Source organism: Streptococcus oralis (assembly GCF_003943385.1).
GTDB classification, from domain to species: Bacteria; Bacillota; Bacilli; order Lactobacillales; family Streptococcaceae; genus Streptococcus; species Streptococcus oralis_CA.
In genome coordinates this window covers 36,725-49,333 of record NZ_RJPI01000010.1, presented here as the reverse complement: position 1 = coordinate 49,333, position 12,609 = coordinate 36,725, and the positions used below count along the sequence as shown (strand labels likewise).

The following is a 12,609-nucleotide window of genomic DNA, read 5'->3' as shown; positions in this document are numbered from 1 at the left end:
TTGTTTTGAAGAAAGATTATAAAATATGATTCATAAAAATGAAAGAGGTTTTGAAAATGTCTGAAAAACAAATGAAAATTTTGGGTTGGGTAGCGACCTTTATGTCTGTTATGATGTATGTCTCTTACTTCCCACAAATCATGAACAATCTAGCTGGTCAAAAAGGAAACTTCATCCAACCCTTGGTCGCAGCCATCAACTGTAGTCTATGGGTTTACTACGGTCTTTTCAAAAAGGAAAGAGATATCCCCCTTGCGGCTGCTAATGCTCCAGGTATCGTTTTTGGCCTAGTAACGGCTATCACAGCTTTGATTTAAAAGAAGACTGGTTTCAGTCTTTTTTTGTACATAAAAATAGATTCTCAAGTAAAGGAAGTCTAATGAGAGTTGAGGAAAACAGCCGTTGACAGCGAGCTTTCTGAGTGCTGCTTTAGGGGTTCCTCCATCAAGTAAAAGATTATTTCGTCACTATTTTTATAAAATCTTCTCCCTACTTTATAATGTGTGAAAAAGAGTTCAATAAGACCTGGTTTTTTGCTATAATGAAGTGAGAAAAACAGACAGGAGAATAAGATGTCAGAACCATTATTTTTACAATCAGTTATGCAAGAAAAAATCTGGGGTGGAACCAAGCTACGTGATGAGTTTGGCTATGACATTCCAAGTGAAAAAATCGGAGAATACTGGGCTATCTCAGCTCACCCAAATGGGGTTTCAAAGGTCGCTAATGGGCGCTTTGAGGGAACAGACCTAGCTACCTTGTATGAAGAACACCGTGAATTGTTTGGTAACCGTCCAGAACCTGTGTTTCCGCTATTGACCAAGATTCTTGATGCCAACGATTGGCTCAGTGTCCAAGTTCACCCAGACGATGCCTATGGATTAGAACATGAAGGCGAGCTCGGAAAAACAGAGTGCTGGTACATCATCGCAGCAGACGAAGGTTCAGAGATTATCTATGGTCATAATGCCAAGTCAAAAGAAGAACTCCGCCAGCAAATCGAAGATAAAAACTGGGATGGTTTATTAACAAAAGTCCCTGTCAAGGCTGGTGATTTCTTCTATGTACCAAGTGGAACTATGCACGCTATCGGTGCAGGTATCTTGATTCTTGAAACCCAGCAGTCTAGCGATACCACCTACCGTGTCTATGACTTTGACCGTAAGGATGATAATGGTAACTTGCGTGAACTTCACCTTGAAAAATCCATCGATGTTTTGAACATTGGAGAGCCTGCCAATAGCCGTCCTGTAACTGTCAAAGCAGATGATTTGCGTTCCACTCTTCTTGTATCCAATGATTTCTTCGCAGTTTACAAGTGGGAAATTACTGGAAAAGTTGACTTTGAAAAGACAGCTGACTACAGCCTGTTCAGCGTCTTAGCTGGTCAAGGTCAACTGACTGTTGAAGGAAAAAACTATCCAATCCAAAAAGGCAGCCACTTTATCCTACCAAGTGATGTTGAAGCTTGGACCTTGGAAGGGCAAGGCTTGGAATTGATTGTTAGCCATCCATAAAAAGAAAGGGCCTGAGTTCATTACTCAAGTCCTTTTTGATTACATAAATTGGGCGATAAAGACCACAATGATGATGATAGGAATGATAAAACGAAGAAGGAAGAGCCATACTTGGAAAAGTCCCTGTTTCCATGCTCTTCCATCAAGATGGAGTTCCTCCATAGCAAGAGCCTTATTAAAGATATAGCCTGTAAAGAGAGAAAGGCAGAGGGCTCCAAATGGCATGAGAAGATTGGAAACCAAGAAGTCCATAGCGTCAAAGAAAGTCTTCCCCAAAATGTGAACATCTGCCATGATTCCATAGGACAGGGCTGAAGGAATACCAAAAACAAAGGTCAAGATTCCTAAAATAGCACTCCATTTAGCACGCTTACTGTTGTCCTGGTTGGTGATATTGCCCACATTGATTTCCAGCATCACGACAGAGGAAGTGACCGTCGCAAAGAGGAAGAGCAAGAGGAAAAGGATGTAGAAAATGGTTCCAAAAGGTATCTTGTCAAAGAGTTGGGGCAAGACGATAAAGAGCAGGCTTGGTCCCCCTTCAGACTGGATGTTGAAAGCTGACATGGCTGGGAAAATGGCTAGTCCTGCCATGATGGATACCGAGATGTTCATGGCTACGATGGAAATCCCTGATTGGACCAGATTGGTTTTCTTGTCCAAGTAGGAAGCATAGGTCAGCATGGCTGTCACCCCTAGTGAGAGGGCAAAGAAGGATTGTCCCAGAGCGTAGAGGAGGCCAGCGCTAGTCAGTTTTGAAAAGTCTGGTTTGAGGAAGTAGAGAACCCCTTCCATGGCATTTGGCAAGCTGAGCGAGCGTCCAATGATCACGACAAAGATGATAAAGAGCAGAGGCATCATGACTTTCGAGACTCTTTCAATCCCTTTTTGAACCCCACGTGATACAATAAAGATATTCAACAAGATAAAGGCAGCTTGAGCCCCTAGAGCAATGGCTGGATTTGAAATGATTGAAGTAAATAACTGAGCATAATCACTCGTTCCGCCAAACTGGAACAATTTCCCAAACTCAATGCCTAGATAAACTAAAATCCATCCTCCGATAACACTGTAAAAAGAGAGAAGGATAAAGAGGGCAAAGGCACCAATCCAACCGATAAAATTGTACTTGTTATTCTTGCCAAGTTTTCCAAAGGTTTTGATAGCCGAAACACCAGCACTACGGCCAAGGGCAAACTCAGCCAGCAAGAGTGGAAAACCAATTAAAATGGTAGAAATGAGAAAGACCAGTAAAAAGCCGCCGCCACCATTAGCAGCAGTCATATAGGGAAACTTCCAAACGGCACCAAGCCCGATGGCTGAACCAGCAGATGCTAGGATAAAGCCAAGTTTCGAGCCCCATTGCGATTTTTCTGACATAGTTAAACTCCAATTTTGTTTTTCAAATAAGAAAAGGCTACTTGAGTTGTCAAATAGCCCTCTCTCAATGGCTCTTTATGAGCCTTCTGTTTGATTGATAGACTTGACCATCCTATCATGTTTTCTGAAGTCTGTCAAGAAAACCATTTTCAAGTTTTCACAGTTTTCTCAAAAAGTTAAAAAATTTTCGCAAAAGTACTTGACTCTGACCTAAGGGGAGGGGTTATACTATCCTTGTAAGGAGGAAATCATGTACCATATCAAAGAAGCTGCGCAGCTTTCAGGTGTCTCTGTCAAGACCCTGCACCACTACGATAAGATAGGACTCTTGGTTCCGTTAAAGTCGGAAAATGGCTATCGAACCTACAGTCAAGAGGATTTGGAACGCCTTCAGGTCATTCTGTATTATAAATATCTAGGCTTTTCTTTAGAAAAAATAGCAGAGCTGTTAAAGGAAGAAAGGACAGATTTATTGCCCCATTTGACCAGGCAGTTGGACTATTTGACTCGAGAAAGGCAACATCTGGATACTTTGATTTCCACCTTGCAAAAAACCATTCAAGAACAAAAAGGAGAAAGAAAAATGACGATTGAGGAAAAATTCACTGGATTTAGCTATCAAGACAATCAAAAATACCACCAAGAGGCGGTAGAGAAATATGGTCAAGAAGTCATGGGACAAGCGCTTGAACGCCAAAAAGGTCGCGAAGACGAGGCCACAGCCGCCTTCAACCAAGTTTTTCAAGCCTTGGCACAAAACCTTCAAGCTGGTCTGCCTGAAACAGCAGCCGAAAATCAAGAAGAGGCAGCTAAGCTCTTGCAAGCCATTCGTACTTATGGATTTGACTGCCCTATTGAAGTCTTCGGTCATATCGGTAAAGGATACGTCTACAATCCAGAGTTTAAGGAAAACATTGACAAATTTGGACCTGGAACAGCCCAGTACACATCAGATGTCATTGCACACTATGTTCAAACTCAGATAACATAAGCATCGCTGGAGATTTGTCCTGATCCGCTAAAAAAGCTAAATCTTCTATTTAACTTTTTTAGGGGACAGGTCATTTTAGTTGTTATCTTTTTGAAAAGCATCCTGGTCCCAGACTCTTTACTTTGTTACTAAAAGAAAATTCATTTTTAAAGTTTTTGCATTGTCAACTCTGAGTGATTAGTTCGCCTTGATAAAATCAGTAAAAAAAGATATGATAGTAGGAGAAAAATGAGGTTAAGAGTGATGGACAAAAGTAGAATTAAAACAGAAACACAGCAGGTAATTGAAGATGTTTTGGAAAAGGCTGGATTGCGTGAAGGAAGCCTCTTTGTCCTAGGTTTATCCTCTAGCGAAGTTTTAGGCGGCCATATAGGCAAAGAATCAAGCCAAGAAATTGGCGAAATCATTGTGAAAACCATCCTAGATATCCTAGAGGAAAAAGGAATTCACCTAGCTGTTCAAGGCTGTGAACACGTCAATCGGGCCCTGGTCGTTGAACGTCAGGTGGCAGAGCAGTTTGGTCTGGAAATCGTCAGTGTCCTTCCGACTCTTCATGCAGGCGGTTCGGGTCAGTTAGCTGCATTTAAGTTTATGAAAGACCCTGTTGAGGTGGAATTTATCAAGGCTCATGCGGGAATTGATATCGGAGATACCGCAATTGGTATGCATGTTAAGCATGTTCAGGTTCCGATTCGCCCTCTTTTGAGAGAAATTGGGCATGCTCATGTAACAGCTCTAGCTAGTCGCCCAAAACTCATCGGAGGTGCGCGTGCCCAGTATCCACAAGATTCTATTAGAAAGATATGAGAATGAAAAAGAGAAAAGAACAGTTTCAAAAAAACCTAAAGTATTCTATTCGTAAATTGACTGTTGGAGTTGGTCCTGTAGCAATCGGGGCCTTTCTTGTTGGTGCCAGCTTGTTATTAACTGGTAAAGTCCAAGCAGATGAATTAGCTGAAGTGAATTCAGTCCATTATAGATATTTGACGGAGCAAGAATTAACCGAGTCTGAAAAAGCCTTGATTCATCATGAAGTTCCTACAGAATTTCAAGATGAAGATATTATTTATGTGGTTTATCGCAAGAAGGCAACTAACAGTCAACAACTTCCCTATACAGGAAGTAAAGAATTTGCTTTAGCAGGTTTTGGTCTTGCAACAGCATCTTTAGCTGTTTTTTTGGTGTCTAAAAAACAGCGTCAGAAAGTTCTTGGAGTGCTTTTGATTGGTTCTCTTGGTGTCAGCAACTTCATTCCTTTTGCTACTTTTGCCTCTGAGAATAAAGAATTACTTTCTTACAATCAAACGATCTCGGCCGCCTCAAATGAAGAACTAACGAAAGGTGTGATTGATATTGAAGGATATGAGTATATTGGTTATTTTAAAGGAATTGACACAAAAGTAGCTAGTTTTTCTAAAAAAGGGAAATCTCTAGTCCAAGACAATGCCCTAGATTATACTGGAAAACTTGAAAGCAAGGACACTCAGGAAGCTGGCAAGGAAGGCGAATCTCTAATTCAAGATAGTTTGCCAGCCTATACTGGAAAACTTGAAAGCAAAGGTACTCAGGAATCCGGTAAAGAAGGCCAATCTCTCGTTCAAGATAGTTTGCCAGCGTATACTGGAAAGCTTGAAAGTAAGGGTACTCAGGAAACTGGTAAGGAAGGCGAATCTCTAATTCAAGATAGTTTACCAACCTATACTGGAAAACTTGAAAGTAAGGGTACTCAGGAATCCGGTAAAGAAGGCGAGTCCCTTGTTCAAGATAGTTTGCCAGCGTATACTGGCAAGCTTGAAAGCAAAGGCACTCAAGAGTCTGGTAAAGAAGGTGACTCCCTTGTTCAAGATAGTTTATCAGCGTATACTGAAAAGCTTGAGAGCAAGGGCACTCAAGAAGTAGGTAAAGAAGGCGACTCCCTCGTTCAAGGCAATTCCCCAACGTATACTGGAAAACTTGAAAGCAAGGGTACTCAGGAGTCTGGTAAAGAAGGCGAGTCCCTTGTTCAAGATAGTTTGCCAGCCTATACTGAAAAGCTTGAAAGCAAAGGTACTCAGAAAACTGGTCAAGAAGGTGACTCCCTTGTTCAAGATAGTTTGCCAGCCTATACTGGAAAACTTGAAAGCAAAGGTACTCAGAAAACTGGTCAAGAAGGTCAATCTCTAATTCAAGATAGTTTGCCAGCCTATACTGAAAAGCTTGAAAGCAAAGGTACTCAGGAATCCGGTCAAGAAGGCGAATCCCTTGTTCAAGAGGATCTTCCAGAATATACAGTAACTGAAGGAACAATTACTAAAGACACAATCGCAGAGATTGACTACCAGACGGAAATCATTGATGACCCTACAAAATACACTGACGAAGAAACAGTGGTTCAAAACGGTGAAAAAGGGATCCAAGTTACCAAAACGACTTATAAAACTGTCGAAGGTGTTGAGACTGACCAAGTTTTAAATACAACAACCACTGTCATCAAAAAACCAATCACTAAAAAAATAAGTCGTGGTACGAAACCAATAGAAGGAACTCTTGTAGAAGAAAGTCTTGAAAAAATTCCGTTTAAAGAGATAGTCGAAGAAGACGCGCAATTGAAAAAGGGCGATAAAGTTACGGTCCAAGAAGGAAAAGACGGTCAGAAAAAGGTTATCAAAACCTACAAGACCATCAAAGGAATCAAGACGCAGGAAGCGCCTGAAATTCTTGAACAGGTCATCGAGTTAGCCCAAGACCGTATTGTTAAACTAGGTACCAAAAACTTCGAAAAGCCAGTGTTGACTTTTTCAAGGGTTGATATTCAGGATTTGAAACGCTCATCTCAGATTCATTATAATCTGGAAAATCCAAGTAAGGCAGCGATTAAATCGATCACTTTAACCCTGAAAAAAGGCGACGAAGTCGTGAAAACCATGACGGTTTCACCGGATAACTTGACTGCAACTCTAACAGATTTGCAGTATTACAAGGATTATAAACTCGAAACAAAAATGGTTTATGATCGTGGTGAAGGAAACGAGGAAGAAATTCTCAAAGAAGAACCACTGAGAATTGATTTAAAAAAGGTCGAAGTTAAAAATATAAAAGAAACAAGCCTCATAAGTGTTGACGACAATGGCGTAGAAACGGATAGCAGCTTCTTAACCTCTGTTCCAAGTGATGTAAGACCTTACTATCTAAAAATTGCTACACGTGATAATAAGATGACGCGTCTTGCGATTGACAAAATTGAAGAAGTGACAGTCGATGGGAAAACGCTTTATAAGGTCACTGCCAAAGCGCCTGACCTTGTTCAGCATACGGATGGTAACCAGCTCAGTGAGGAATACACCCATTATTTTGCCAAACCAAAAACTCATGAAGAGAATGTCTACTACGATTTCAATGAACTTGTAAAAGCTATGCAGGCCAATCCATCTGGTGAATTTAAAATTGGTGCAGACTTGAATGCGGTCAATGTTCCTGCAGCTGGTAAATCATATGTAACGACGAAATTCCGAGGCAAGCTATCAAGTGTGGACGGTCAGCGATACACGATTCATAACTTGGAACGTCCACTATTAGGTGATACCGAAGGCGCCCACATCCATGACCTTAACCTTGGTAAGGTAAACATTCATATGCCATGGGCCAATAGAGTTGCTCCCTTGGCTGCTGTTGTAAAAAACACAACGATCAATAATGTGAAAGTAACGGGTACAGTTGTCGGAAATAATGACGTATCAGGTTTGATCAATAAAATTGATAATAACGGCAGATTAACAAATGTGGCATTCATTGGTAAGCTTCATTCTGGTGGGAATCAAGGCGCCTTTCTTGCTGGAATTGTTGGAGAAAACTGGAAAGGTTCTGTTGAGAAGGCCTATGTTGATGCACAAATAACGGGTAATAAAGCGAAAGTTGCTGGCATCGCCTATTGGTCACAAAATGGTGGGGACAACCATGCAGTTTATCGGGACGGAGCCATTAAAAAATCTGTAGCTAAAGGTACTATCGATGTCAGAGAACCTATTAGCGCGGGTGGCGTTGTAGGCAGTACAAATGCCTTGGGCTCCGTTGAAGACACTGTTTCAATGATGAAAGTTAAGAACGGTGAGATTTTCTATGGCTCATCTGATATTGATGATGATCCTTATTGGACAGGTGACCGCTTAAACCGAAACTTTGTTGTTACTGGTGTGAGTGAAGGCAAATCTTCATATAGATATTCTAAACAACAGCATCGTATTAAGCCTATTTCGCAAGAAGAAGCAGACAAGAAAATTGCTGCTTTGGGAATCACAGCGCATGAGTATGAAATCAATGAGCCTGTTGTAGATAAATTAAACCGTTTGACACACCGTGAAGACGAGTACAAGGCCATTCAAGACTACAGAGCTGACCGCGAACTTGCCTATCGCAATATTGAAAAATTACAACCATTCTATAATAAGGAGTGGATTGTCAATCAGACTAATAAACTAGATGCTAGCTCAAACTTGGTGACCAAAGAAGTCCTTTCTGTTACTGGTTTGAAAAATGGGCAGTTTGTAACAGACTTGTCAGCTATTGATCAGATCATGATTCACTATGCTGATGGTACCAAAGAAGAATTGGCCGTTACTGCCAAAGCTGACTCTGATGTAAAACAAGTCAAAGAGTACGAAGTGACCAACCAGAATATCGTTTATACGCCAAATATGCTAGTGAAAGATCGTGCTGGTTTGATTGCAAAGGCAAAAGAAACATTATCCAGTGTAGAATTGATTTCTCCTGAAGTGCGCGCTCTTATGGACAAGCGGAACAAACCGCAAGAAAACACGGATGAACGAAAAAATGGCTACATTCGCGATTTATTCTTAGAAGAAAGTTTTGATGAAGTAAAACAAAATCTTGGAAACTTGGTGAAACAAATTGTTGAAAATGAAGATCATCAACTAAATGATGATGAAGCAGCTCAACGTGCTTTCATTAAGAAAGTTGAAGACAATAAGGCCAACATTATGATGGGGCTCGCTTATTTGAACCAATACTATGGCATTAAATATGATGGTTTGTCGATCAAAGATATTATGATGTTTAAACCAGATTTTTATGGTAAGAACGTGAATGTCTTAGATCGCTTGATCACTATCGGCTCAAAAGAGAATAATCTTAAGGGCGATCAATCCCAAGATGCGTATAGTCGAGTGATTGCAGGTGCTACAGGTAAAGGAAGCCTTCATGAGTTTCTAACATATAACATGAAATTGTTTACAAATGAAACCGATATGAATGTTTGGTTTAAAAAGGCGATTGAAAAGAATGCTTATGTGATAGAACAGCCATCATTGAACCCCGATTTTGCTCATAAGAAGTATCGTCTGTATGAAGGGATTAATAATGGCGTTCATGGTCGGATGATTTTGCCTCTATTAAACTTGAATAACTCGCATCTCTTCATGATTTCGACCTATAATACCATTTCTTTTAGTGCTTTTGAAAAATATGGTAAAAATACTGAGGAGGCTCGTGAAGCCTTCAAGAGTGAGATCAATAAGAGAGCAAAAGAGCAGGTGAACTACTTAGACTTTTGGTCAAAATTAGCTGCTGATAATGTACGTAATAAGCTCCTCAAGAGTGAAAATAGTGTTCCAACACCTGTTTGGGACAATCATGATGCGCCGGGTATCGGTTGGGCAAACCGATATGGTCATAAGGATGGGAAACCAGATTATGCTCCGATTCGAGAGTTTTTTGGACGGATTCATAAATATCATGGCTATCAGTATGGATATGGTGCTTACGCATATATCTTTGCCGCTCCAAATCAGCAAGATGCTGTTTACTTTGTTATGACAGAGTTGATAAGTGATTTTGGTACATCGGCCTTTACGCATGAAACGACTCATGTGAATGATCGTATGGCTTACTATGGCGGTTGGTATCATCGTGAAGGGACGGACTTAGAGTCCTTTGCGCAAGGTATGCTCCAGTCACCATCGTTGACAAATCCAAATGGTGAATACGGTGCCTTAGGTTTGAACATGGCTTATGAACGTCAGAATGATGGCAATCAAATCTACAATTATGATCCAAACAAGTTAAAGAACCGTGAAGAAATTGATCACTATATGAAGAACTATAACGAGGCTCTGATGATGCTGGACCATCTAGAAGCAGATGCAGTTATTGGAAAACACTTGGACGACAACGGCAAGTGGTTCAAGAAGATGGACCGAGAATGGCGTACGAACGCTGAGCGAAACAATCTGAAAGGCGAGCCACATCAATGGGATAAATTACGTGATTTAACGGATAATGAGAAGAAATTGACGATTACGAGCATTGATCAATTGGTTGATCATAACTTCGTTACAAAACATGGTATGCCAGGGAATGGACGTTATCGTTCGGAAGGTTTTGACAGTGCTTACCAAGCGGTAAATATGATGTCGGGTATCTTTGGTGGTAATACTAGCAAGAGTACAGTTGGTTCGATTTCATTTAAACATAATGCTTTCCGTATGTGGGGATACTATGGTTATCTTAACGGATTTATTGGTTACGCTTCAAACAAATATAAGGCGGAAGCCAACAAGGAAAATAAAGGGTTGTTGGGTGATGACTTCATTATCAAGAAAGTCTCTAATGGCCAATTTGATACTCTTGAAGCATGGAAGAAACATTGGTATAAAGAAGTCTATGACAAAGCTCAAAACGGCTTCACTACAATCGAAATCAATGGCAGATCTATCTCTACTTATGCTGAGTTGAAGTCCTTATTTGATGAAGCTGTTCAAAAAGACCTAGATAGCATGGAAAATCCAAATATAAAGAATCATTATAAAAATACTGAAGACCTTAAATGGAAGGTTTACAAACAGCTCCTTCAAAAATCAGATGGATTCTCTGGAAATTTATTTGCCAAAGCATCGTTATAAAGTCGAAATGACTAAAAAGGTGGATCAGCTTAAGCTGCATCTGCCTTTTTGTGCTATACTTAAGATATGCATAGAAAAACAGTGATTGATTTTAGAGCTTTGGGCGAGAGATACACCTTTACTCAGCCTATCAAAGAGTTAAAAACGAGAGATTTATCAGAAGTGGCAGACTTGCTGGCACAGGTGGAGAGCTACCAAGAACAGGGCTATTATGTAGTGGGCTATGTCAGCTATGAGGCTGCACCTGCTTTTGAGGAGAAATTAGCAGTTCACAAGGTTTCTTTACTGGCAGAGTATCTGCTATATTTTACAGTTCATGATAGGGTAGAAACATCGCCTATTCCTCTGACTTATGAGGAAGTAGACCTGCCTTCAAAGTGGCAGGAAGTAACGTCAGCAGAGGACTATGAAAAGGCGATTGCCCAGATTCACCATCATTTGCGGCAGGGTGACACCTATCAGGTCAACTACACTGTCCAACTCAAGCAAGACTTAAGTGCCAATCCTTTTGACATTTACAATCGCATGGTGGTAGAACAGGAGGCGGGCTACAATGCCTATATTGAACACGATGAGATGGCAGTGATTTCCATGAGTCCAGAGCTCTTTTTTGAGCAAAATGACCGTGAATTGACAACACGACCGATGAAGGGAACAACCCAGCGTGGGGTGACTGACCAAGAAGACCTTGCCCAAGCCAGTTGGTTGGAGCAGGATCCCAAAAATCGCTCTGAAAATATGATGATTGTGGACCTCTTGCGCAACGATATGAACCGTATTTCTGAAGTGGGTAGTGAGCGTGTAGAACGTCTTTGTCAAGTGGAGCAGTATTCAACCGTTTGGCAGATGACTTCGACCATCAAGAGTCAGTTGCGAGAGGATGTGGACTTGGTTGCTATTTTTCGTTCTCTCTTTCCTTGTGGTTCCATAACAGGAGCGCCCAAAATTGCGACCATGGAAATCATCAAGGACTTGGAGCCACACCCCAGAGGAGTTTACTGCGGAACGATTGGTATCTTGCTTCCAAATGGGCGACGAATTTTCAATGTCGCTATTCGGACTATCCAACTGCATCAAGGGAAAGCCATCTATGGAGTTGGCGGAGGGATTACTTGGGATAGTACTTGGGAATCTGAATACCGAGAGGTTCATCAAAAGGCGGCTGTACTCTATCGTAAACAAGCTCGTTTCCAACTGATTTCAACTGGTAAAATCAGCCAAAAACAACTGCTGTTTGAAGATCAACATCTGGAAAGACTGACAAAGGCGAGTAGGTATTTTGCCTATCCTTTTGATCCGGAAGACCTGAGACAAAGGATAGAGGAAGAGTGCCAAGCTTGCGATTCCCACCAAGACTATCGTTTGCGAATTACTCTTAACAAGTCTGGAGAGCTGGAACTCAGTCGCCAAGTATTAACCCCCCTTAGTCCGACCTTCTGCAAAGCCAAACTTTGTCTGCAAGAAGCAGATTTGAATCAATCCTTTACCTACTTTAAAACAACTCATAGACCGCATTTGAGCCTAGGGGAGCAAGAGAAGATTTACCACAATAAGTCAGGAGAACTGCTTGAGACCTCCATTGGAAATCTGGTTCTGAAAATTGCCGGAAAATTCTATACACCGCCTATCAGACTAGGAATTTTGCCAGGAATCTACCGCCAGCATTTGCTAGAAACAGGACAGGTAGAGGAAAAAGTCTTGACTTTGGCAGACTTGAACCAAGCGGAAACTATCTATGGTTGTAATGCGGTCAGAGGCTTATATGAGTTGGAAGTGATATAACTATGGATTTTTCAATTAAGTTTTAGATTTATTTCTGAATATTTAA

At 41.0% G+C, this 12,609-nt stretch carries 6 protein-coding genes and 1 pseudogene; 6 read left to right on the top strand and 1 reads right to left on the bottom strand.

The window, feature by feature from the left end; genetic code table 11:
- Positions 1–56 precede the first annotated feature (56 nt).
- On the top strand, positions 57–317 hold the full coding sequence (locus tag D8803_RS07695; RefSeq protein WP_001291473.1) for a SemiSWEET family transporter: 261 nt from the start codon (positions 57–59) through the stop codon (positions 315–317).
- Between the two features lie 255 nt (positions 318–572).
- On the top strand, positions 573–1,517 hold the full coding sequence (gene manA, locus D8803_RS07690; protein ID WP_125844930.1) for a mannose-6-phosphate isomerase, class I: 945 nt from the start codon (positions 573–575) through the stop codon (positions 1,515–1,517).
- A gap of 20 nt (positions 1,518–1,537) precedes the next feature.
- Here the strand turns inward: manA and D8803_RS07685 are convergent.
- Positions 1,538–2,897: pseudogene (locus tag D8803_RS07685) on the bottom strand (sodium-dependent transporter).
- 250 nt (positions 2,898–3,147) lie between these two features.
- Between D8803_RS07685 and D8803_RS07675 the strand changes: the two are divergent.
- The 4 genes from D8803_RS07675 to pabB all read left to right on the top strand — a co-directional run bounded on the left by D8803_RS07675 (position 3,148) and on the right by pabB (position 12,563).
- Positions 3,148–3,888, top strand: coding sequence for a MerR family transcriptional regulator (locus D8803_RS07675; protein ID WP_131200757.1), 741 nt, complete (start codon positions 3,148–3,150; stop codon positions 3,886–3,888).
- Positions 3,889–4,131: 243 nt separating this feature from the next.
- Positions 4,132–4,695 carry a TIGR01440 family protein gene (locus tag D8803_RS07670; RefSeq protein WP_131200756.1) on the top strand — a complete coding sequence of 188 codons (564 nt, stop codon included), beginning with the start codon at positions 4,132–4,134 and terminating at the stop codon, positions 4,693–4,695.
- A 2-nt stretch (positions 4,696–4,697) separates the two neighbouring features.
- Positions 4,698–10,781 carry a ZmpA/ZmpB/ZmpC family metallo-endopeptidase gene (locus D8803_RS07665; protein WP_131200755.1) on the top strand — a complete coding sequence of 2,028 codons (6,084 nt, stop codon included), beginning with the start codon at positions 4,698–4,700 and terminating at the stop codon, positions 10,779–10,781.
- Positions 10,782–10,847: 66 nt separating this feature from the next.
- Positions 10,848–12,563 (top strand): aminodeoxychorismate synthase component I, encoded by a 1,716-nt coding sequence (gene pabB / locus D8803_RS07660; protein ID WP_131200754.1) that lies wholly within the window; start codon positions 10,848–10,850, stop codon positions 12,561–12,563.
- Positions 12,564–12,609: the final 46 nt, after the last annotated feature.

Excerpts from the sequence above, each read along its gene's own strand:
- D8803_RS07670 (WP_131200756.1), top strand. The coding sequence starts at position 4,132 with ATGGACAAAAGTAGAATTAAAACAGAAACACAGCAGGTAATTGAAGAT.
- D8803_RS07675 (WP_131200757.1), top strand. The coding sequence starts at position 3,148 with ATGTACCATATCAAAGAAGCTGCGCAGCTTTCAGGTGTCTCTGTCAAG.
- D8803_RS07695 (WP_001291473.1), top strand. The coding sequence starts at position 57 with ATGTCTGAAAAACAAATGAAAATTTTGGGTTGGGTAGCGACCTTTATG.
- D8803_RS07665 (WP_131200755.1), top strand. The coding sequence starts at position 4,698 with ATGAAAAAGAGAAAAGAACAGTTTCAAAAAAACCTAAAGTATTCTATT.
- pabB (WP_131200754.1), top strand. The coding sequence starts at position 10,848 with ATGCATAGAAAAACAGTGATTGATTTTAGAGCTTTGGGCGAGAGATAC.
- manA (WP_125844930.1), top strand. The coding sequence starts at position 573 with ATGTCAGAACCATTATTTTTACAATCAGTTATGCAAGAAAAAATCTGG.